At 75.0% G+C, this 19,673-nt stretch carries 24 protein-coding genes; 7 read left to right on the plus strand and 17 right to left on the minus strand.

The window, feature by feature from the left end; all coding sequences use genetic code 11:
* Positions 1-67: 67 nt before the first annotated feature.
* From WHI96_RS11335 to WHI96_RS11345, 3 genes are read left to right on the plus strand one after another with little or no spacing between them, the layout of a single operon-like run.
* A complete protein-coding gene (locus WHI96_RS11335; RefSeq protein WP_345654507.1) occupies positions 68-733 on the plus strand; it encodes a calcium:cation antiporter family protein in 666 nt (221 codons plus the stop codon).
* Positions 619-1,164 carry a sodium:calcium antiporter gene (locus WHI96_RS11340; RefSeq protein ID WP_345654510.1) on the plus strand — a complete coding sequence of 182 codons (546 nt, stop codon included), beginning with the start codon at positions 619-621 and terminating at the stop codon, positions 1,162-1,164. Before WHI96_RS11335 ends, WHI96_RS11340 begins: the two co-directional genes overlap by 115 nt.
* Before the next feature lie 19 nt (positions 1,165-1,183).
* Positions 1,184-1,417 (plus strand): hypothetical protein, encoded by a 234-nt coding sequence (locus WHI96_RS11345; RefSeq protein WP_345654513.1) that lies wholly within the window; start codon positions 1,184-1,186, stop codon positions 1,415-1,417.
* Positions 1,418-1,423: 6 nt separating this feature from the next.
* Here the strand turns inward: WHI96_RS11345 and WHI96_RS11350 are convergent, their stop codons facing one another.
* Together WHI96_RS11350 and WHI96_RS11355 are read right to left on the minus strand one after the other, a co-directional pair.
* Complete coding sequence (locus WHI96_RS11350; protein ID WP_345654556.1) at positions 1,424-1,927, minus strand: metallophosphoesterase family protein; 504 nt, start codon at positions 1,925-1,927, stop codon at positions 1,424-1,426.
* Positions 1,924-2,301 carry an FKBP-type peptidyl-prolyl cis-trans isomerase gene (locus tag WHI96_RS11355; RefSeq protein ID WP_345654516.1) on the minus strand — a complete coding sequence of 126 codons (378 nt, stop codon included), beginning with the start codon at positions 2,299-2,301 and terminating at the stop codon, positions 1,924-1,926. Before WHI96_RS11355 ends, WHI96_RS11350 begins: the two co-directional genes overlap by 4 nt.
* Before the next feature lie 118 nt (positions 2,302-2,419).
* Between WHI96_RS11355 and WHI96_RS11360 the strand changes: the two genes are divergently transcribed.
* Positions 2,420-3,076 (plus strand): SMI1/KNR4 family protein, encoded by a 657-nt coding sequence (locus tag WHI96_RS11360; protein WP_345654519.1) that lies wholly within the window; start codon positions 2,420-2,422, stop codon positions 3,074-3,076.
* Positions 3,077-3,104: 28 nt separating this feature from the next.
* On the opposite strand, the gene pqqE is transcribed toward WHI96_RS11360, so the two are convergent.
* The 12 genes from pqqE to WHI96_RS11420 all read right to left on the minus strand — a co-directional run bounded on the left by pqqE (position 3,105) and on the right by WHI96_RS11420 (position 14,163).
* Positions 3,105-4,187, minus strand: coding sequence for a pyrroloquinoline quinone biosynthesis protein PqqE (pqqE, locus tag WHI96_RS11365; RefSeq protein ID WP_345654522.1), 1,083 nt, complete (start codon positions 4,185-4,187; stop codon positions 3,105-3,107).
* A complete protein-coding gene (gene pqqD, locus WHI96_RS11370; RefSeq protein WP_345654524.1) occupies positions 4,184-4,543 on the minus strand; it encodes a pyrroloquinoline quinone biosynthesis peptide chaperone PqqD in 360 nt (119 codons plus the stop codon). Before pqqD ends, pqqE begins: the two co-directional genes overlap by 4 nt.
* On the minus strand, positions 4,530-5,237 hold the full coding sequence (pqqC, locus tag WHI96_RS11375) for a pyrroloquinoline-quinone synthase PqqC (protein WP_345654527.1): 708 nt from the start codon (positions 5,235-5,237) through the stop codon (positions 4,530-4,532). The genes pqqD and pqqC overlap by 14 nt, the downstream gene beginning before the upstream one ends.
* Position 5,238: 1 nt before the next feature.
* Entirely contained in the window at positions 5,239-6,132 is an 894-nt protein-coding gene (pqqB, locus tag WHI96_RS11380; RefSeq protein WP_345654530.1) for a pyrroloquinoline quinone biosynthesis protein PqqB, read from the minus strand.
* A gap of 67 nt (positions 6,133-6,199) precedes the next feature.
* Positions 6,200-6,292 (minus strand): pyrroloquinoline quinone precursor peptide PqqA, encoded by a 93-nt coding sequence (pqqA, locus tag WHI96_RS11385; RefSeq protein ID WP_060712366.1) that lies wholly within the window; start codon positions 6,290-6,292, stop codon positions 6,200-6,202.
* Positions 6,293-6,341: 49 nt separating this feature from the next.
* The gene (locus tag WHI96_RS11390; protein WP_345654533.1) at positions 6,342-8,030 is read right to left on the minus strand and encodes a PQQ-dependent dehydrogenase, methanol/ethanol family; all 1,689 of its coding nucleotides are present in this window, start codon (positions 8,028-8,030) and stop codon (positions 6,342-6,344) included.
* Between the two features lie 13 nt (positions 8,031-8,043).
* On the minus strand, positions 8,044-8,508 hold the full coding sequence (locus tag WHI96_RS11395) for an MSMEG_3727 family PQQ-associated protein (RefSeq protein WP_226356493.1): 465 nt from the start codon (positions 8,506-8,508) through the stop codon (positions 8,044-8,046).
* A 552-nt stretch (positions 8,509-9,060) separates the two neighbouring features.
* Positions 9,061-9,828: a ribonucleotide-diphosphate reductase subunit beta gene (locus tag WHI96_RS11400; RefSeq protein WP_349302374.1), complete on the minus strand. Its 768-nt coding sequence runs from the start codon at positions 9,826-9,828 to the stop codon at positions 9,061-9,063.
* Positions 9,829-9,841: 13 nt separating this feature from the next.
* Positions 9,842-10,048, minus strand: a complete 207-nt coding sequence (locus WHI96_RS11405; RefSeq protein WP_345654541.1) for a rubredoxin — start codon at positions 10,046-10,048, stop codon at positions 9,842-9,844.
* A gap of 258 nt (positions 10,049-10,306) precedes the next feature.
* Positions 10,307-12,403, minus strand: coding sequence for a prolyl oligopeptidase family serine peptidase (locus WHI96_RS11410; protein WP_345654550.1), 2,097 nt, complete (start codon positions 12,401-12,403; stop codon positions 10,307-10,309).
* Between the two features lie 24 nt (positions 12,404-12,427).
* Positions 12,428-12,904 (minus strand): ribonuclease HI, encoded by a 477-nt coding sequence (gene rnhA / locus WHI96_RS11415; RefSeq protein ID WP_345654553.1) that lies wholly within the window; start codon positions 12,902-12,904, stop codon positions 12,428-12,430.
* 44 nt (positions 12,905-12,948) lie between these two features.
* Positions 12,949-14,163, minus strand: coding sequence for a hypothetical protein (locus WHI96_RS11420; RefSeq protein ID WP_349302375.1), 1,215 nt, complete (start codon positions 14,161-14,163; stop codon positions 12,949-12,951).
* Positions 14,164-14,401: 238 nt separating this feature from the next.
* Here WHI96_RS11420 and WHI96_RS11425 point away from each other — a divergent pair, with 238 nt between their 5' ends.
* A complete protein-coding gene (locus WHI96_RS11425) occupies positions 14,402-14,686 on the plus strand; it encodes a hypothetical protein (protein WP_345647521.1) in 285 nt (94 codons plus the stop codon).
* A 3-nt stretch (positions 14,687-14,689) separates the two neighbouring features.
* Here the strand turns inward: WHI96_RS11425 and WHI96_RS11430 are convergent, their stop codons facing one another.
* The gene (locus WHI96_RS11430; protein ID WP_345647524.1) at positions 14,690-15,469 is read right to left on the minus strand and encodes a sporulation protein; all 780 of its coding nucleotides are present in this window, start codon (positions 15,467-15,469) and stop codon (positions 14,690-14,692) included.
* Positions 15,470-15,498: 29 nt separating this feature from the next.
* Positions 15,499-15,957: a hypothetical protein gene (locus WHI96_RS11435; protein WP_345647527.1), complete on the minus strand. Its 459-nt coding sequence runs from the start codon at positions 15,955-15,957 to the stop codon at positions 15,499-15,501.
* 222 nt (positions 15,958-16,179) lie between these two features.
* On the opposite strand from WHI96_RS11435, the gene WHI96_RS11440 reads away from it, so the two are divergent.
* Both WHI96_RS11440 and WHI96_RS11445 read left to right on the plus strand, forming a co-directional pair.
* Positions 16,180-18,141 carry a sensor histidine kinase gene (locus WHI96_RS11440; protein ID WP_349302376.1) on the plus strand — a complete coding sequence of 654 codons (1,962 nt, stop codon included), beginning with the start codon at positions 16,180-16,182 and terminating at the stop codon, positions 18,139-18,141.
* Entirely contained in the window at positions 18,138-18,824 is a 687-nt protein-coding gene (locus WHI96_RS11445) for a response regulator transcription factor (RefSeq protein WP_345647533.1), read from the plus strand. The genes WHI96_RS11440 and WHI96_RS11445 overlap by 4 nt, the downstream gene beginning before the upstream one ends.
* Positions 18,825-18,839: 15 nt before the next feature.
* Here the strand turns inward: WHI96_RS11445 and WHI96_RS11450 are convergent, their stop codons facing one another.
* Entirely contained in the window at positions 18,840-19,457 is a 618-nt protein-coding gene (locus tag WHI96_RS11450) for a class I SAM-dependent methyltransferase (protein WP_345647536.1), read from the minus strand.
* Positions 19,458-19,673: the final 216 nt, after the last annotated feature.

Below are 19,673 nucleotides of genomic sequence, written 5' to 3' on the forward strand. Positions count from 1 at the left end.
GTGTTGCTTCGTCACGTGGTCCAGTTCACTATCGGGTGATCCTGGCGTCGTAGCGAGGGGCTGACGCATGATCCCGGTGATCGAGTTCGTCCTGGGCGTCGCCGTGCTGGTCTACAGCGCGGAGAAGCTCATCGGCTACCTGGTCGGGGTGGCGAGCCGCTGGGCGGTCTCGCTGTTCCTGATCGCCGTCGTCTTCACCGGGATCGAGTTCGACGACCTCGCGTTCGGGGTCGTGCTGAACATGGAGGACCTCAGCGACGTCGCGCTCGGCACCGTCATCGGCACCACGATCGCGCTGACCGGCATCGTGCTGGCCCTCGCCGCGATCATCGCGCCGACCCGGGTCGAGGTCCCGCGCGACTACCTCGCGCTCTACGTCGCCGCCCCGGTGGTGATGTTCCTGCTCGCGCTCGGCGGCCTGCTCACCGCCGGGACCGGCGTCGTGCTGATCTGCTGTTCGTCGCCTTCGTCGGCTGGATCGCCTACCGCGAGTACTCCGCCCGGCGGCCCGTCTGGCGCCACGCCGAGGTCTACGAGCAGCTGGAGAAGGCCGGGGTCGGCGCGGGCGGGAGCACGACGGCGACGGTCGCGCCGAGCGGCGCGCCCCGGGCCGACGCGGTGGCCGGCAGCCCCGGGTTCCGGCTGCCCGAGGACCTGCGCGTCGACGACGGCTTCCTCGCCGCGCGCGCCCAGCCGCCCGGGCGGACCGTCCTGTTCGCCGTCATCGCGCTGATCGGGCTCGTCGTCGGCGCGCTCATCGCCGGGCAGGGCACCGAGGGCATCCTCGAGACCTGGGCGATCAGCGGGACGGTCTTCGGGGTCACCATCGCGACGCTCGCGCTGTCGCTCGAGGACCTCCTGATCACCGTCGAGCCGGCCCGGCGCGGCGCGCCCGAGATCGCCGTCGCGAACGTGCTCGGCAGCGTCGTGTTCTCGGTGACCGGCAAGCTCGGCGTGATCCTGCTGGTCGGCGGCGCGATCGTGGTCGACCCGACGGCCCTGGTCTGGCACCTGCCCGTGCTGCTGGGGCTCACCCTGCTCTCGGCGGTGTTCCTCGGCACCGGGCGGATCCGCCGCTGGCACGGCGTGGTGCTGCTCGTGCTCTACGTCGCCTACTTCGTCATCAGCCTCACCGTCTTCGGCGGCGTCCCCGTCGACGACTGAGCACCCGCAGGGAGACCCGATGCTCACGAAGGACCGGATGGCCGCGGCGCTCGTCGTCGTGGCCGCGCTGGTCGGCCTGGTGCTCGTGTTCGGCACGGGCGGGGGCGCCCGCGACGACGACGACGCCCCGTCGGGCGGCCCGCCGTCGGCCACCCGGGTGGACGACGACCGGCAGGCCCCGGGCGCGCCCGCCCCGCAGGAGCAGGCGCCGGGCCGGCAGCAACAGCAGCCCGACGACGATGACGACGACTGACCGGCGTCAGAGGTGGTGCAGCACGACGTCGTCGATCCGGCCGTCGCGCAGGGTCAGCGTCATCCAGGTGTGGGTCGGCATCCGGCGCCGGTCGGTCGGCGACCCCGGGTTGAGCAGGCGCAGCCCGTCCGCCGCGGAGTCCCACGGGATGTGCGAGTGCCCGAACACCAGCAGGTCGGTGCCGGCGTGCGCGGCGAGCGCCCGGCGTTCGCGGCCCTGCTTCGGGCCGGTCTCGTGGGTCACCGCGACCCGGACCCCGTCGATCGTCGCGAGGGCCGTCTCCGGCAGCCGGGCGCGCAGCTCGTCGCCGTCGTTGTCGCCCCAGCACGCGAGCAGCCGGGTCGCGCGACCCCCGACCCGGTCGAGCAGCTCCACCGAGCACCAGTCACCGGCGTGCACGACGACGTCGGCGGCGTCGACGGCCTCCCACACCGGCCCGGGGAGCCCACCGGAGTGGGCGGCCCCGCGGCTCGGGTGGTGGGTGTCGGAGATCAGCAGGAGCGCGGTCAGCGCACGCCCACCAGGTCGCAGACGAAGATCAGGGTCTCGTTCGGGGCGATGACGCCACCCGCGCCGCGGGCGCCGTAGCCGAGGTGCGGCGGGATCACGAGCCGTCGGCGGCCGCCGACCTTCATCCCGGCGACGCCGTTGTCCCAGCCGGAGATGACCTGGCCGGCGCCGAGTCCGAACTGCAGCGGCTGGCCGCGGTCGTAGGAGTTGTCGAACTCGCGACCGGTGGACTGCGAGACCCCGACGTAGTGCACGGCGACGGTGTCACCGGGCTTGGCCTCCGGCCCGTCGCCGACGGTCAGGTCCTCGGTCACGAGGTCGGTGGGCAGCGGGCCGTCGACGATCGCGACGGCGGGCTTCTGCGGTGCGGACACGGACGTGCTCCTCACGGACGGGGACGGCCCGCGGGGGCGGGCCGGGGTGCGCGACGACCCTGCCAGACCCCACCGGCGGGTGCGTCCCGGGCCCGCCCGTCGTGGCAGGCTGCACACCGTGACCGGTGACCGTGACCTCTCCGGCGGCGCTCCCGACGACGGCGTCGCGACCGACTGGCCCCGCTGGCTCGACGTGCTGGAACGGGCCGGGATCCCGGCCTCGTCCAACCTCCGCGCGCCTGCGGAGCCCGGCGCGGTCGCCGAGGCCGAGGCGGTGTTCGGCCGGGGGTTCCCGCCCGCGCTGCGGGCCCTGTACGCGCTCGCCGACGGCCAGCTGGCCGACCACCCGCGCGCCCCCGGTCCGCACCCGGAGGTCGGGACGAGCCTGTTCCCGGCGACCTACCGCTTCGTGCCCGTGGCCGAGGCGACGCGGGAGTACCGCGGCTGGCTCGACGTCGTCGCCGACATGGGGCACGACCACGTGACCGTGCGCGCCGGCGATCCGGTGCTGGCCCACTACTGGGACGCGGGCTGGTGGCCGCTGGCCGTCGACGGCGGCGGGAACGCCCTGGTCGTCGACACCGTCCCGGAGCCCGGCGGCGCCGTCGGGCAGATCGTCGTCGCCGGGCCGGACGAGGACGAGCGCCGCGTGGTGGGAACCGGTGTGGGGGACTACCTGCGCCGGCTGATCGCCGCCGGACCGGAGGTCGACGACGCGGTCGTCGACCCCTCGGACCGGCCCTACCGCTTCTGGGACGCCACGCACCTGCGCTGACCCGGCGCGGCTCGCTGCCGCTCCGGCCTCAGCGGTGCGGCCGGGGCGCAAGCTCCAGGTCCACCCGCCCCGGGCGGTTCGCCTCGGACACCACGTCCTCGACGAGCCCGTGCTCGGGCGACAGGTGGCACACCGGGTCGGTGGCCGCGGCGTCGCCGGTGAGCTGGAACGCCTGGCAGCGGCACCCGCCCAGGTCGATCTCGCGACGGTCGCAGGTCCGGCACGGCTCCTGCATCCAGTCCTCGCCGCGGTAGGCGGTGAACAGCGGCGCCGAGGTCCAGATCTCGTCCAGGCCGGTGTCGCGGACCGAGGCCCGCGGCAGCGGCAGCGTCTGGGCGGCGGGGCAGGGCAGCGCGTCGCCGTTCGGGGCGACGGTGAGCTGGCGCTGCGCCCAGCCGCCCATGCACGGCTTGGGGTAGCGGGAGTAGTAGTCGGGCAGCACGTGCACGACCTCCATCGACCCGGCCAGCCGCGCCCGGGCGGCGGTGACGACCTCCTCGGCCCGGTCGAGCTGCTCGCGGGTCGGGAGCAGCGACGACCGGTTGCGCCAGGCCCAGCCGTAGTACTGGGTGTTGGCGAGCTCCACCCGGTCGGCGCCGAGGCGCTCCACGAGGTCGACGATCGCGCCGATCCGCTCGATGTTCTGCCGGTGCAGCACCACGTTGACCGTCAGCGGCCAGCCCAGCTCCCGGACGAGCCGGCACGCCTCCAGCTTCTTGTCGAACGAGCGGATCCCGGCGATCCGGTCGGAGGTGGCGGGCTCGTCGGCCTGCACGCTGACCTGCACGTGGTCCAGCCCGGCCGCGCGCGGCCCCTCGGCCCGCGGCCGGGACAGCCCGATCGCGCTGGTCACGAGGTTGGTGTACATGCCCAGGTCGCAGGCGGTGCGGACCAGCTCGGGCAGGTCCCGGCGCAGCAGCGGCTCCCCACCGGACAGGTGGCACTGCAGCACGCCCATGGCGGCGGCCTCGCCGAACACGCGCTGCCAGTCGGCGGTGGACAGCTCGTCGTCGTAGCGGTCCAGCTCGATCGGGTTCGAGCAGTAGGCGCACGCCAGCGGGCAGCGGTAGGTGAGCTCGGCGAGCAGCCCGAACGGGCGCGGGGCGCTCATCCGAGCGCCACCAGGTTCCGGGCGACGAGCCGGGCCAGGTACTCGCGCACCTGGTCGCCGACGACCAGGGCGTCGGCCTCGTCGAAGTCCGCGACCAGCGCGGCGACGATGTCGTCGACGCTGCGCTCGCCGTCGCACAGGCGCAGCACCGCGTGCCCGGTCCGGTTCAGCACGACGACGGTCTCCGGCCCGAGCAGCACCCAGCCGCCGGTCGGGCGGTCCGGGCGCATCCGCACGTGCCGGCCCAGCCGCGGCCGGGAGTCCCCGGTGACCGCGGGTGTACGGGCCCGTTCGCCGCGCCGCGGCGCCGGCACCCGCGCGGCGCCGGCGGCGGTCGACCCGTCACGCGTAGGCATGGTCGATCGCATCCATGATCGCCCAGAGCACGTCGCACTTGAACGACAGCGCGGCCTCGGCGGCGTCCTGCTCGGCGGGGGTGCGGCAGTGCGCGACGACGACCTCCAGCGCGTGCTCGGAGTCCCGCGGGGCCTGGAACAGCCGGTTGCGGAAGTACTGGAGCCCGTCCGGGTCGATCCAGGTGTAGTACTTCTCGAACGCCGCCAGCCGCTCGGCCATCAGGTCCGGGGCGAACAGCTCGGTCAGCGACGACGCGACCGCCTCGACCCACGGCCTCGTGCGGGCGAAGCCGACGTAGGCGTCGACGGCGAACCGCACCCCGGGCCGGACGTGCCGGTGGTCGGTGATCTCCGACCGGCTCAGCCCGCACGCCTCGCCGAGCCGCAGCCACGCCTCGATGCCCCCCTGTCCGGAGTTCCCGCTGCCCGGTTCCGGTCCGGCGTGGACCCCGTCGTGATCAAGGATCCGGCGGATCCACCGCCGGCGGACCCCGACGTCGGGGCAGTTCGACAGGATGGCCGCGTCCTTGACCGGGATGGCCTCCTGGTAGGCGAACCGGTTCGCGACCCAGCCGCGGATCTGGTCCGGGGTGAGGGTGCCGTCGTTCATGCGGACGTGGAACGGGTGCGCCGAGTGGTACTGCGCGGCGTGCGTCCGCAGCCGTCGCACCAGCGCGGTGTCCGGAGCGGTCATGTCAGACCTCCAGTTCCAGTCCGTCGAACCCGACGACGACCCCGGCGGCCTCGACCGCGGCGCGTTCGGCGGAGTCCTCCAGCAGGACGGGGTTGGTGTTGTTGACGTGCACGTAGACGATCCGGGGCACACCGAGGGCGGTGAGCACCTCCAGGCTGCCACCGCGGCCGCCGACGTGCAGGTGCCCCATGTCGTGCGCGGTCTTCCGCGCCAGCCCGAGCCGCACCAGCTCGTCGTCGTGCCAGGTCGTGCCGTCGACGAGCAGCAGGTCGGCGCCGTCGATCTCGTCCTGCACGGCGGGGGTCAGCTCCTGTACGCCGGGCAGGTACACCGCGTACCGGCCGGACGCGGTGTCGGTGAACCGGTACCCGACGACGCGACCGGGCAGTCCCTCGGTGGTACCGAACCGGTCGTGCTTGCCGGTGGGCGCGTCGAACGCGCGGTAGGTGAGCCCGCCGAGGTCGTGGGCGGTGCCGGGGACGACCTCGGTCCAGGTCACCGGGCAGAACCGCTCCAGGGTGGGGAGCAGCCCGGATCCCTCGCGCAGGGTCCGCTCGGTCGCGGCGGTCGCGTGCAGCGACACCCCGCGGCCCTCGCGCAGCAGCACCAGCCCCAGGGTGTGGTCGATCTCGGCGTCGGTGAGCAGCACACCCTGCAGCGGGGTCGACCGGTCACCGGTCGGGTGCAGCGCGGGGGCGTCGGCGAGCTGGGTGCGGACGTCGGGGGAGGCGTTGACCAGCCACCACCGCCGTCCGTCGGGGGAGACGGCGATCGAGGACTGGGTGCGCGGCGTCGCCGGCCGCGACCCGTCGCGCACCGCCCGGCAGCCCGGACAGCCGCAGTTCCACTGCGGGAAGCCGCCGCCCGCCGCCGATCCGAGGATCCGGATCCTCATGGCACCCCCCTGTTCCACGGCGACGGCCGGGGGCGCACTGCTCGCGCGCCCCCGGCCGTCGGTCACCTCACGCCTCGGTCCGGGCGATGTACATCGTCACCTCGGGCGCGCAGCCGATCTCCTCGAACTCCGGCGCCTCCCACTCGGTGGTCGACTCCATGCGATCACCTCCCTTCTCACAGCGTTCGGGTCCCCGGGGTCGGCCGGATCTACTGCTCGGGCAACGCGAAGCAGAACAACGCGTCGCCCGCGGCCGCACCGAGCAGGCCCGGCAGGAACCCCTCGACCCAGCCGCCCCACCCGGTCGGCACGGCGATGAACTGCCTGCCGTCGACCTCGAAGGTGGTCGGGCTGGAGTGGTGCCCGCTACCGCACTGGAACGACCAGAGCTTCTCCCCGGTCGAGGCGTCGAGCGCGACGAACTCACCGGTCGGGGTGCCCTGGAAGACCAGGCCGCCCGCGGTGGTCAGCGTCGAGGCGCACATCGGGTACTCGTTGTTCCAGCGCCACTTCTCCTCGCCGGTGAGCGGGTCGATCGCGGCGACGAACCCGTAGAAGTCCTCGATGTCGACGGCGACGCCGGCGCCCCAGTAGGGGATGGACTCCTTGAACTCACGGCGACGCCGGGTGGCGGTCGCCCCGACCTCCTGGACGGGCACGTACATCAACCCGGTCTGCGGGTTGTAGGACATGTGCGTCCATTCCTTGCCACCCGCCGGGCCCGGCCAGAAGTGCACCGGGACGCCCTCCTCGTCGGGGTAGATCTTCGGCGTCACCTTGCCCTCGGGCGTGATCTCGCCCCAGGTGATCCGGTCGACGAACGGGAAGACCCGCACGAGCTCGCCGTTGGTCCGGTCGAGCACGAAGAAGTAGCCGTTCTTGTCCGCGTGGGCGAGCAGCTTGCGCCCGTCCGGCGCGTCGAACAGGACGTTCTCCATCGTGGAGTCGTAGTCCCACAGGTCGTGCGGGGTGAACTGGTAGTGCCACCTGATCTCGCCGGTGTTGACGTCCACCGCGATCGTCGAGTCGGTGTAGAGGTTGTCGCCGGGGCGGATGTCGCCGTCGAAGTCCGGCGCCGGGTTGCCGGTGCCCTGGAACAGCAGCTCCAGCTCCGGGTCGTAGGTGGGCGTCACCCAGCAGTTCGCGCCGCCGCGCTGCCAGGCCTCGCCGTCGTCGGGCCAGGTCTCCGAGCCGGGCTCGCCCGGCTTCGGGACGGTGTAGCAGCGCCAGCGCCGCTCACCGGTCTCCGCGTCGAACGCGTCGAGGTGGCCGCGGACGCCGAACTCCCCGCCGGCGCTGCCGACGATCACCAGGTCCTTGACGACCAGCGGCGCGACCGAGCCGCTCTCCCCGGCGCGGACGTCGCCGTTGACGGTGTCCCACACCATCTTCCCGGTCGTCGCGTCGAGCGCGACGATGTGCGCGTTGAGGGTGTACATGTACACCTTGCCGTGCCCGACGGCGAGGCCGCGGTTGACGTTGCCGCAGCACAGCGACACGTCGTAGGGCGAGGCGTGCTTGTACCGCCACAGCTCCTCGCCGGTCTTCGCGTCGATCGCCCAGGCGCGGCCGTCGGGACCGGAGACGTACATGACGCCCTCGATGACGATCGGTGACGCCTCGAACGAGTAGGTGGACGCACCGGACTGCATGCCGACGGCCCCGGCCTGGAAGACCCAGGCGGGGGACAACCGGCGGATCGAGTCCTTGTTGATCTGGTCGAGCTCGCTGTAGCGCTGCCCGTCGTACGTGCCGTAGTAGGTCAGCCAGTTCTGCGGCTCGGAGCGTGCGCCGCGGATGCGGTCGTAGTCCACGGTGGACGTGGCCGGGGCCTCGCCCCGGACGTTGGTGAGCTGCACGTGCGGGATCGCTTCACCCGCGTCGACGTAGTCGGTCATCTCGGGATCCTTCCTACGGTCGCGGCTGCGGGGGACGGTCGAGCTTGGCGTGGTCGGGTACCTCGCCCCCGATGACGATCGACCCGGTGAGACCGCGGCCCTCGTCGTTGCCGCTCGCGGAGCCGTAGTAGTACGTTCCCGGCCCGTCGAGGTTGATCTTGGCGGTGCCCTTGGAGTGGTTCACCAGCCAGATGAACTTCGGGTCGCCGTTGCTGGGCAGCACCGCGCAGTGGGTGTTCTTGTCGTCGTTGATGAGCGTCAGCTCGATGTCGCCGCCGTGCGGGAGGATGAGGACCCCGGGCTCGTAGCAGATCTCGTCCTCGGGGATCCGGATCGTCGCGCGGAGTACGCCGTCGGGTCCCTCCTCGGCGTAGCCGATGGTCCCGCTGCCGAGCAGCCGGCCGAGTGCGAGCCGGTTCTGCCCGCCGAGACCTGCGGCTTCCAGCTGTTCGGCGCGTTCGTTGTCGGTGGTCGTCATTGACACTTTCCTCCCGAGCGCAATTCGTCGGTGGGTACGTGATCACCTTCACACCGCACGGTGGTAAGCGTCAACCCCGTGCGTCCATCCGATTCTGCGCCGATGATAATGAACGCGCGAGTGCGAATGCGGAATGATCTCCCATGAGGGTCCCGGGCTCGGCTCGAACGATCTTCCCGCAGGTCAGGACCGACGCAGCGCTGTCGGGGCCACGGTCCGGAAACGATTGTCCGGGAATGATCGGAACAATTCTGCGGGCCGCTCCGTGGGGCGTCCGGAAAATGGTGGGAAAGTGCGGGCGGGTGCCCGGAAAATCGTGGCCACCGGACATCGGTGACGTCGGTGCGGCGACAAGCACCGTCGCCGGGGCCGGGGCGGCCGTCCCCGCCGTGACGTGCGGCACCGCACCCCGGACGGCACCGGGGGCTCCGGTGTGGACACCCGCGGTCCTCGCCCGCAGAACCGTCCGTCCCCATTCCGTGCAGGTCACGCGGCCGGCCCGGAGGAATGAAACACATGTTTCCCGAAACGGTGACGACCGGCGTGGGGGTGTCACCAGAACTTGATGCCCGCCGCCTTCAGCCGACGGCGGTGCTGCTTCACCGCGAGCGCGATGGCCTCGGGGGTGATGAGCCCGCCCCAGACCTTCGCCGCGGTCTCGCCCTGCTCGAGAAGCGCGTCGGCCTCCTCGCCACCCAGCTCGGCGCTCTGCACGACCCGCGAGCCGAAGCCGATGTGCCAGCGCTCGTCGCGCAGGACGAGCTCGGTCCCGCGGTGCACGCCCGGCAGCGCGACGGACAGCCGGTCCAGGGCCTGGAGCATCGCGTGCTGCCCGGCCAGCAGCACCACACCCTCGATGACCATGTGGTAGAGCCCGACCGCCCCGGTCAGTCCGGTGTGGTCCTCGGCGAGCCCGCGGGCGGTCGCCGGCAGCCGGTGCTCGAACAGGTCGACGAGCTCCGAGCTCACCTCGCGCCGCAGCACGTCCAGCCGGTCGGCCGGGGTGTCGCCGGGTACATCCAGCACCTGCGCGGCGACCAGGTCGAAGAACCGGGCGTGCCGCGCCTCGTCGCGGGCCTGGGCGCGGAACGCGGCCTGCATGGTGTCGTCGAGCGCCGCCGCCTGGTACGAGCCGAGCTGCCCGGCGACCGAGGCCTCGGCGATGCAGAACCCGGCGACCAGCCCGCGCACGGTCGCCGCCTCGTCCGGCGCGAGCCGGGTCCACGCGTCGCGGTCCGGGCCCAGGTCGAGGTCGGTCTCGTCCCACTGCAGCGACTCGGCCAGCTGGACGAAGTGGTCGTATCCGGCGATCATGACCATGGTCTCGGTGTCCTCACCCCGGGAACTGTTCTCCCGGCTCCAACGGGCGGAAGTCCGACTTGGCGGCGCCGCACATCGGGCACATCCAGTCGTCGGGGATCTCCTCGAAGGGGGTGCCCGGCTCGATGCCGCCGTCCGGGTCGCCCTCCTCCGGGTCGTAGACGAAGCCGCACGGCTCGCAGATCCACAGGGACCGCGTGGCCTGGTCGGGCATCGTCATGCTGCTCCCCACGGCGTCGTCGCCCACGCCCGCCGGCGGCCCGTGACCGGGTCCGGCGGAGGTGTCCCTCCGGCCCAGGGAGCCACAGTGTGAGCGGGGTCGCAAGCGGGCCCGGGGCCCTGCCGCGGGCACCGGCGACGGCAGGGCGTCCGGTCACGGCCGGACGCGCGGCGCCCTCAGCTGCGACGACGCGGTGCCCGGAGATCAGGTCCGGTCGGTGCCGGTGATCGTCGGAATCGGTGAAACACGTGTTCGCGCTCAGGCGCCGAGCGCGTCCCGGAGGAACCCGACCTGCAGGAGCAGCAGGTTCTCGGCGACGACCTCCTGCGGTGTCATGTGGGTGACGCCGGACAGCGGCAGCACCTGGTGCGCGCGGCCGGCCGCGAGCAGCGCCGAGGACAGCCGCAGGGTGTGCGCGGCGACGACGTTGTCGTCGGCGAGACCGTGCACGACCATCAGCGGGCGGTGCGGCCGGTCCGCGGTCGGCGGGGTCGCGGCGTCGTCGATGATCGACGAGCGGGTGTAGGGCTCGCCCCCCGGCATCCCGAGGTAGCGCTCGGTGTAGTGGGTGTCGTAGAGCGTCCAGTCGGTGACCGGCGCGCCGGCGATGCCCGCGTGGAAGACGTCGGGCCGGCGCAGCACCGCCAGCGCGGACAGGTACCCGCCGAACGACCAGCCGCGGATCCCGACCCGCCCCAGGTCCAGGTCGGGGTAGGTCTCCGCGGCCGCGTGCAGGGCCGCGACCTGGTCCTCCAGCACCGGGCCCGCCAGGTCGCCGTGGATCGCGCGGTCGAACTCCGGGCCGCGGCCGGGGGAGCCACGACCGTCGGTGACCAGCACGGCGAAACCCTGCTCGGCGAACCAGCGGCTGGTCAGGTGCGCGTTGCGGGCCTGCAGCACCCGCTGGGAGTGCGGGCCGCCGTAGGGGTCGAGCAGCACCGGCAGCGGGGTGCCGGGCACGTGGCCGGACGGCAGGAACACCGCGGTGCGCAGCTCCCGCGCACCGAAGGAGTGCAGCACCGGGGCCGGGTCGAACCCGGGGTCGACGGCGTGCCCGGCGACCGGGTGCTCGGCCCCGGCGGCGGTGACGAGCACGGCGTGCGGCGCCGTCGCGAGGTCCTGGGACACGCGCACGGTGGTGCCCCCCGCCGCGGCGACGGCGTGCACCCCGGTCGTCGGTGTCACCGCGACCGGCTCGGACCCGGGGGTCACCGACCAGACGGCCACCGAGGTCGGCTCGGTCGAGGCGCGGAACAGGACGGTCTCGCCGTCGATGCCGACGACCCCGCGCACCTGCAGCTCCGGGCCGGTCAGGTAGGTGTCGCCGACGACGAGCCGGCGCGCCCCGCCGGAGTCCTCGGCCCGCACCAGGGCCCCGGACGCGGTGCGCGCCGGGACGCCCGGCACGTTCTCCACCCACACCGGGTCGGTCTGGGAGTGCAGCGTGGTGGTCCGCCCGGTCGCGGGGTCGACGGCCAGGGTGCGGACCTCGCGCTGGTCGCGCGGCTGGACCGACAGCAGCGGGCCGTGCGCGTCCCAGCCCGCGGTGGCGAGGTACTCGTAGGTCTCGTCGTCCCAGGTCACGGGGGTGCGGCTGCCGTCGAGCGCGACGACGACCAGCCCCACCCGGGCGTTCGGGGTGCCGGCGGCGGGGTAGCGGACCGTGGCCGGGACGCGGTCGGGGTGCGCCGGGTCGGCGATGTGCCAGCGCGCGACCGGGGACTCGTCGACCCGGGCGACGAGCAGCGCGCCGCCGTCGGGGGACCACCAGAACCCGCGGTGGCGGTCCATCTCCTCGGCCGCGGCGAAGTCGGGCAGGCCCCAGGAGACGTCGTCGCCGTCGGGGGTGAGCACGGCCGTCGTCGTGCCGGTCGTGAGGTCGTGCAGGTGCAGCGCGCCCTCGGCGACGAAGGCCACCCGGGCCCCGTTCGGGTCGATCCGCGGGTCCACCACGGCCTCGATCCCGCCGACGTCGAGCGGGCGCACGTCCGGCTCCCCGGTCAGCGCGACGGTGAACGGCCGCCCGGACAGCGCGAACACGGCGCGGGTGACCGCGGCGTCGGTCGTGTACCCGACGACGCCGCCCGCCTGCTCCCGGACCCGCTCGCGCCGGGCCCGCTCCGCGGCGGGCAGGTCCTCCTCGCCGGGCAGCCCGGGGACCGACGCCGGGTCCACGAGCAGCCGCTCGGCACCGGTCGCGGCGTCGACCGACCACAGGCAGGTGACCGGGTCGGTGCCGGACCGGCTGCGCAGGAACACCGCCCGCGACCCGTCCGGGGCGACGGTGAACCCCCGGGGGACCCCGAGGGTGAAGCGACGGGTGCGGGCGTGCAGGCGGGGGAACGAGTCGGCCACGCGGCCGACGCTATCTCTCCGGCGTCACCGCGTGCGGGACGGCCGCTTCCCGGACGCGCGTCCGCCCGCCTCCTCGCAGCCGCGGGCGGCGAGCCGGTCGGCCCGCTCGTTCTCCGGGTGCCCGGCGTGCCCCTTCACCCAGAACCAGGTGACGTCGTGCCGGCGGACGGCGGCGTCGAGCTCGCGCCACAGGTCGTCGTTCTTGACCGGTTCCCCGGCGGCGGTCCGCCAGCCGCGGGCCTGCCAGCGCGGCAGCCACCGGGTGATGCCGTTGCGCACGTAGGTGCTGTCGGTGTGCAGGTGCACCACCGAACGCCGGGTCAGACAGTCCAGGGCGCGGATGGTGGCGGTGAGCTCCATCCGGTTGTTCGTGGTCGTCGACGGTTCCCCGCCGTGCAGCTCGCGCTCGTGCTCGCCGTAGCGCAGCACCGCGCCCCAGCCGCCCGGGCCGGGGTTCGGCACGCAGGCGCCGTCGGTGAAGATCTCCACGACCGCCGTCACGGCCGGTGACGCTATCTGTGGCGGACCGGCCGCGGCGGCGCGGGTCAGTAGATCCGGTACGCCTCGCGGGAGGTCGCGAAGCCGTGCCCGGTGCGCGCGTCCCGGCACTCGACGCCGGTCCGGCGGCTCACGCAGGTGACGTCGCCGCGGGTCAGGTGGGTGCCGTAGCCGAGCTCGGCGGTGCCGCGGGCGCGGACCCGCTCGCCGCCGCAGCTCGGCCCGGCCCCGGCGGCGCGCAGCACCAGCCCGGTCCCGGAGCGGAACGTGCACGCCGGGTCGTCCGGCGGGGACCAGGCTCGGGTACGGGTGTCGCAGCGGGTCTCGGCGCCGTCGATCCGGCACGTGATGTTGCCGCTGGGGGAGCGGAATCCGGACCCGGCGAACGCCGCCGGGTCGGCCGGGGCGGTCCCCGCGACGAGGTCGGCGGGTGCCGGCACCGGCTCCTGTGCGGCCGGGGCGGCGGTGCCCGGCGCCGGGCCGTTGTCGGCACCCGGGGACTCGGCGCCCGCGGCGGCCGCGACCGCGAGCAGCAGTGTCGCGCCGACGGCGAGGGCCGCCCCGCGGTGCCCGGCGCCGCCGGGCAGGGCCCGGCCGAGGGCGCCGTCCAGCCCGGTCACCGCCCGCGAGATCCGGTCCCCGGCGCCGCCGGCCCGAACGGCGACCGCCGCCCACGCCCCGGCACCCGGACCGGACGGTGGCCGGGCCTGCGGCGCGGTGTGCCCGGGCGCACCCCACGACGCCGGGTGCCCGCCCCCGGCCGGCGGCGCGGTCGCGGCGCCCCGGGGCACGGGTGCGGCTGGGCCCCACGACGCGGTGGACCACGGACCGGGTGTCGGCGCCGGTCCGGCCCACGGCGCGCCGGGCGCCGCGGGGCGTGCGACGCCGGGTGGCGGCCCGCCCCATGCCGGCGGTCCGTCGCCCGGCTCCCCGGCCGGGACGGCCCCGGCAGCGAGCGGGGCGGCCGGGGCGGCGGCGCCCGGCAGCCAGGGCGGTCGCGGTGCCGGGACCGTGCCGTGCGGTCCGGCCGCGGGCCCCGGAGCGGGTCCGGCACCCGCCGCGCCGGGGCCGGGGACGGCCGCCCCCGGGGCGGCACCGCCGTCGCCGGGACGGCGCGGCGGCGGGACGGCGGCCCGGTCCAGCAGGTCCGCGGGCCGGTACCCGTTGCGGGGCCGTCCGTCCGGCGGGGGCGGGCCGGAGCCGGGCCGGTCGGGCCGATCGGGACGGTGCGGGGGACGGTCGTCGGCGTGGGGAGCGCTCATCGCGATCGGACGCTAGGTGAGGGTTGCGGCCCGCACAGCGGCCGTTTGGCGCAGTCACGGCGGCCGGTCGCTCCGTCACGCTGACCGTGCGTGGTCGGCGCGCGGGTGCCGCGCGGTCCGGCGGCCCCGCCCGCTCGGGTGCCGCACGTCGCGCGTCCCGCACCGGCCACCGAGTGCCGGGCGCCGTCCGGCGGGGCGGTGCCCCGGGCGGGGGAGCCCGGCGTGCCACGCTGGGGCAGTGAGCCAGGCGCTGTACGAGGTCACCGTGAACGCGTTGCTGGACCGGGACCGCCCGCTCACCGCCGCCGGCTGGGACGCGGCGGCCGCCCGGGTCGGCCGGGACCGGGCGCCGCTGCTGCTGGCCGAGCTCGACGACGCGGGCCTGCTCCCGCCCGCGCTGCTGGCGTCGGCGGTCCCGGAGGCCTGGGCCGGTGCCCGCGACCCCGTCGACCGGCTGCCGCGTGCGCGGTGGGCGGAGCTGTTCGCGGCGGCCGGGCTGCCCGTCCCGTCGCCCGGACGCTGAGGGTCAGCCGAACAGGCCGCGCCGCCGGGCCAGCTCCGCCATGTGCCCGCGCATCTCGGCCGCCCAGTCGTGGGCGTCCAGCACGTCGTAGGGGATGGTGAACCGGACGATCCGGTCGCCGCCGGCGTCCAGGAAGCCGCCCCGCCGGTCGCCCTCCAGGAGCAGGTCCATCGCGTGCGGCCCGGCGAGGAAGGACACCTCGACCTCCTTCAGGCCGCGCGCCAGGTCGGGCGGCGGTGCGAACTCGATCTCCTGGTAGAAGCCGAACTCGGCACCGGGGACCCGGCCCTTCTCCACGTCGGAGCGCAGGAACCGGCAGCCGGCCCGTTCGAACCCGGCCAGGATGGTCTGCTGCGGACGGGTCGGCTCGATCCGCACCGGGTCCAGGTCGCCCTTGTCCAACGAACCGGCGATGTCCAGCTCGGTGCGCAGGCCCACCCGGACCCCGGGCAGGTCCCGCCCGTGCACCGTGGTGAACGGCGACTGCCACGGCACCCCGAACCGGAACGGGACCGACCGCCGCTCGCCCGGATGCAGCTCGAACGCCCCGGTCACCCGCTGCTCGGCGAACGACGTCGTGGAGCGGTACTCGTTGTCGCCGGACTCCACCTCGACCACGGTCTCCAGGCGCAGTGCGAGGAAGTTGATCCGCTGCAGGAACTCGCCGCCGACGACCTCGACCACGCCGTCCAACACGCCACCGGGCTGCGCGACCGGGGTGTGCACCACCGTGTCGACCGTCGTGCCCCCACCGAACCGTGCCTTGAGCTTCTTGAACACCATCGCCGCCCCTGGTCGTCGTCAGGGGCAAGCTAGCGGGTGCCGGCCGGGGACGGGGCGGATCCGGCGGACCGGTCCCCGGCGGCGACGTGCCGCCGGGACGTGGGCAGGCAGAGCAGCCCGGCCACCAGCACGTCGACCACCAGGAACGCGATCGACTCGGTCTCGCCCTCGGCGAGGATCTTGTAGCAGCTGAAGTAGACCCATGCCGCGAGGACGCAGGTGAGCAGGTGCCACGGCGCGCGCCGGCCGGCCCACACACCGGGCAGGCACGCCCAGGCGGTGATCACGGTGGTCAGCCCGACGGCGGCGAAGGCGGTGGCGGCGGGGCTCCCGGCGTCCGGGTTGACCTCCGGCGGCGCGAGCACCCCGAAGTAGACGAGGCCGAACGCGCCGAACCCCATCCGCACCGCGACGACGACACTCGCGACGACGACGGGCACGGGCGGGCGGCGGGACGCGACGGTGGCGGGCGGTACGGGGACGGTCACGGCGTTACCTCCGGAGCTGCTGGGCGGACGGCCCGATCCTGACCTCGGGGCCGCCCCGTACACCCGATCCGTCCGTCCCGTCCCGTCCAGGACCTCCGGTCCCGTAACGACGGGACACCCGTGGGCGAGCCTGGTTCGATGGCCACTCTCGCGTCGCACGGGCTCCGTACCGCGCCTGCGCCGGACGGCCGTGTGGTCGCTGCCTGCACCGTTGCGGCGGTCGTGCTGGCGGTCGGCGGGGCGGGATGCGTACTGCTGGCCGTCAACGTCGCGGCGGGTGCCCCGTCGAGCAGTGGCCGGGGCGGGTTCTGGCCCATGCAGGTCGTGGGCTTGGTGACCTACGGCGTCGTCGGCGGGCTGCTGGTGGCCCGCCGCACCGCGGGTGTGCTCGGCCCGGTCTTCCTCGTCGTGGCGCTGAGCCAGGCCGCGTCACTGTTCGGCCGCGAGTACGGCGTGTACGGCCTGCAGGTCGTCGACGGCCTGCCGGCCGACCGGTGGCTGTTCTGGTCGCACACCTGGTCGTGGGTGCCGGGCCTGCTCGCGCTGCTGGTCGTCGTGCCGCTGCTGTTGCCCGACGGGACCCTGCCCTCGCAGCGGTGGCGCCCGGTCGTCCTGTTCGGCGTGTGCGCGATCGCGGTCGCGACGACCCGGTGGGCGACCACCCCCTATGAGCTGCTGGACGGCCCCGCCACGGACGCGGCGATCGGGCCGAACCCGCTGGCGCTTTCCCCGGGTCCCTCCGCCCTGGTCGGCGGGGTCGCCGCCCCGCTGGTGGCGCTGGGGGTCGTGCTGGCGGCCGCCGGGCTGGTGGCGCGGTGGCGGCGGGCCGGGCCGGACGGGCGCCGGGCGCTGTCCTGGATGCTGTACGGCGTCGCGGTGACGGTCGCGTGCGAGGTTGTCGCGATGGCCACCGCGAGTGTCCTCGCCGCGGCCCTCGCGGTCGGTGCGCTGCCCGTCTGCTGCATGATCGCCGTGAGCAGGCATCGGTTGTGGGACCTGCAGCTGGTGGTCGGGAGGTCGCTGGTCTACGGCGGGCTCTCGGTGGCGGTCGCGGTCGCCTACGCCGGCGTCGTCGGCCTGCTCGGCGGGGCGATCGGGGTGGGCACCGGCGCCCCGATCGTGGGGACCGCGGTCGTGGCGATGCTGGTGCTGCCGCTGCACCACGTCCTGCGCCGGGTGGTGAACCGGCTGGTGCACGGCTCGCCGGAGGACCCCCATCGGGTGATCACCCGGCTGGCGATGCGGCTCGGCGCGGCCGTGCCCGCCGACCAGGTCGCGTCGTCGGTCCTGCCGGACATCCTCACCGAGGTCTCCAGGACGCTGGGCCTGCGGCACCTGTCGCTGGAGACGGCGGACGGCCGGATCTTCCCCGACGGCTCGCCCCCCGACGGTCCGGTGCAGGAGCTGGCGCTGCGACACGCCGGACGGCGGGTGGGCGTGTTGCGCGCCGTACCGGTGCGAGGCGGGCTGACCCGGTCCGAACGGCGTGCGCTGACCGACGTCGCGGCCCAGGCCGCGGTCGCGGTGCACGCCCTCGCGCTGTCCGACGAGCTCCGCCGGGAGCGCGAACGGGCGGCCGCGGCCCGGGAGGAGGAGCGGGACCGGCTGCGCCGCCGGCTGCACGACGGGGTGGGCACCGCCCTCGCCGCAGCGAGCCTCCAGGCGGACAGCGTCCGGGACCTGATCGACGAGTCCCCGGACGAGGGACGCGCGGTCCTGCACCGGCTGGGTGCGCAGCTGCGGGACGCGGTCCGCGACGTCCGGGCGATCACCCGGGACCTGAGGCCCGCGCTGCTCGACGAGCTGGGGCCGGAGGGTGCGCTGCGCGAGCTGGGTGCCCGGTCCAGCACACCCGCGTGCGCAGTCGAGGTCGAGTTGGGGGAGCTCGGTCCGCTGCCGGCGGAGGTCGAGCTCGCGGCCCACCTGCTGGTGGCCGAGCTCGTCACGAACGCATGCCGGCATGCCGACGCCACTCGGGTGCGGGTCTACGCGCACCGGCGCGAGGGCTTCCTGCTGGTTCGGGTGTCCGACAACGGTCGGGGCACCCGGGCGGCCGCGGGCGCCTCGCCGGGCCTGGGGCTGCACTCGTTGCGCCGGCGGGTCGACGGGCTCGGCGGCACCCTGGAGGTGTGGGAGGGTCCGGGGACCATCGTCGAGGCGGCGTTACCGGTGCCGCTCCGATGAGCGGGCAGCCCGCTGGGCCGTCCGGGCTGCCGACACCCGTCCGTGTGCTGATAGTCGACGACCACCCGCTCTACCGCGAGGGCCTGCGCGGCGCGCTGCGCACGATGGCCGGAATCGAGCCGGTGGGAGAGGCCGCCGACGGAGCCGAGGCCGTTCGGCTCGCCCGGGAGCTCGCGCCGGACGTCGTGCTGATGGACCTGCAGATGCCGGGTGTGGACGGGATCGACGCCACACGAACGCTGTGCGCCGCACGACCGGGACCGGCGGTGCTGGCGCTCACCATGCTGGATGAGGACGAGACCGTCGGTGCCGCGCTGCGCGCCGGGGCGTCCGGCTACCTGCTGAAGGACGCCGACCGCGCCGAGATCGACCGGGCGATCAGGCACGTCGCGCAGGGTGGTGTGGTCGTCGGCCGGGGCGTCGCGGGCGGAGTGCGCCGACGATGGGCCGAGCCTCCGCCCGACCCGGCCCGGATGGCGTTCCCCGACCTGACCGACCGGGAGCGCGAGGTTCTCGGGCTCGTCGCCGAGGGCCTGACCAACGCCGCGATCGCCCGCAGGCTGCACCTGTCGGAGAAGACCGTACGGAACAACGTTTCCGTGGTCTTCGCGAAGCTCGGTGTGCGCAGCAGGTCGGCCGCCGTGGCGACCGCCCGGGACGCCGGGCTCGGCGCGGCCCGCTGATCGGCGCGCACGGGTTCAGTGCGCCGAGGCCGGTCGACCCTCCCGGTCGCGCAGCCGCAGCCGGTACCAGTGCGGTGCCGTGCGGCTCATCGGCCAGCCCAGGCCCGCGGTGCCGGCCGGCTCGGCCGCGACGACGTCCCAGCCGTCGAAGGCCTCCTCGACCTCCGCCCGGGACACACCGCCGACCACCGACCGGAACCGGCCGGGGCCGAACGCGAGCATCAGTACCGTCGATCCCGGGTTGGCCAGCGCGGTCACCCCGCGGCCGGTCGCACGCCGGTCGTCGGGGCCGAACCCCTGGAAGCAGCCGACGTCGAGGAACAGGTCGAACGTGCCGAGACCGGCCCCGGGCAGGTCGGTCACGCTGCCCACGACGTAGGTCGCGCCGGTGTCCCGCCGGGCGGCGTCGATCGCGGCCGGCACGGCGTCGATCCCGACGGCGTCCCAGCCCCGCCGGGCCAGCTCGGCGGTGTCCCGGCCCCGGCCGCACCCGAGGTCGAGCGCTCGCCCGGGCGGGCGGCCCCGCTCCGCCTCCTCCCGGTCCAGCCGGGCGCCGGTGCCCTCCGCGGTGAGCCGCCCGTAGCGCTCCCACGGGGTCAGCCCCATGCGGTACAGCCGTGCGTAGTTCGTCACCGGGACCACCGGCCCCGGTGGGGCGGTTCGGGCGGCAGCCTCATGGAGTCCTCCGGCAGGGCGGGTCGGGCACCCAGGATGCCGTTCGCGGTGTCCCGGCCGCACGGGCCGACGGTCCCGGATCCCCGGGGCCGCCCGGCGTGCGGCTCGGACCGGTCCGGGGGCCGCGGCGCAGCCGCCGGCACGGCGGCTCGTCCCCAGTATTGGGGCGGCGGC

Origin of the sequence: Pseudonocardia tropica (genome assembly GCF_040105315.1) — a bacterium.
Classification (GTDB): Bacteria; Actinomycetota; Actinomycetes; order Mycobacteriales; family Pseudonocardiaceae; genus Pseudonocardia; species Pseudonocardia alni.

Excerpts from the sequence above, each read along its gene's own strand:
- pqqB (WP_345654530.1), bottom strand. The coding sequence starts at position 6,132 with ATGAGGATCCGGATCCTCGGATCGGCGGCGGGCGGCGGCTTCCCGCAG.
- WHI96_RS11445 (WP_345647533.1), top strand. The coding sequence starts at position 18,138 with ATGAGCGGGCAGCCCGCTGGGCCGTCCGGGCTGCCGACACCCGTCCGT.
- WHI96_RS11400 (WP_349302374.1), bottom strand. The coding sequence starts at position 9,828 with ATGGTCATGATCGCCGGATACGACCACTTCGTCCAGCTGGCCGAGTCG.
- WHI96_RS11390 (WP_345654533.1), bottom strand. The coding sequence starts at position 8,030 with ATGACCGACTACGTCGACGCGGGTGAAGCGATCCCGCACGTGCAGCTC.
- WHI96_RS11345 (WP_345654513.1), top strand. The coding sequence starts at position 1,184 with ATGCTCACGAAGGACCGGATGGCCGCGGCGCTCGTCGTCGTGGCCGCG.
- pqqE (WP_345654522.1), bottom strand. The coding sequence starts at position 4,187 with ATGAGCGCCCCGCGCCCGTTCGGGCTGCTCGCCGAGCTCACCTACCGC.
- WHI96_RS11335 (WP_345654507.1), top strand. The coding sequence starts at position 68 with ATGATCCCGGTGATCGAGTTCGTCCTGGGCGTCGCCGTGCTGGTCTAC.
- pqqA (WP_060712366.1), bottom strand. The coding sequence starts at position 6,292 with ATGGAGTCGACCACCGAGTGGGAGGCGCCGGAGTTCGAGGAGATCGGC.
- WHI96_RS11420 (WP_349302375.1), bottom strand. The coding sequence starts at position 14,163 with ATGAGCGCTCCCCACGCCGACGACCGTCCCCCGCACCGTCCCGATCGG.
- pqqD (WP_345654524.1), bottom strand. The coding sequence starts at position 4,543 with ATGCCTACGCGTGACGGGTCGACCGCCGCCGGCGCCGCGCGGGTGCCG.
- WHI96_RS11395 (WP_226356493.1), bottom strand. The coding sequence starts at position 8,508 with ATGACGACCACCGACAACGAACGCGCCGAACAGCTGGAAGCCGCAGGT.
- pqqC (WP_345654527.1), bottom strand. The coding sequence starts at position 5,237 with ATGACCGCTCCGGACACCGCGCTGGTGCGACGGCTGCGGACGCACGCC.
- WHI96_RS11405 (WP_345654541.1), bottom strand. The coding sequence starts at position 10,048 with ATGACGATGCCCGACCAGGCCACGCGGTCCCTGTGGATCTGCGAGCCG.
- WHI96_RS11430 (WP_345647524.1), bottom strand. The coding sequence starts at position 15,469 with ATGGTGTTCAAGAAGCTCAAGGCACGGTTCGGTGGGGGCACGACGGTC.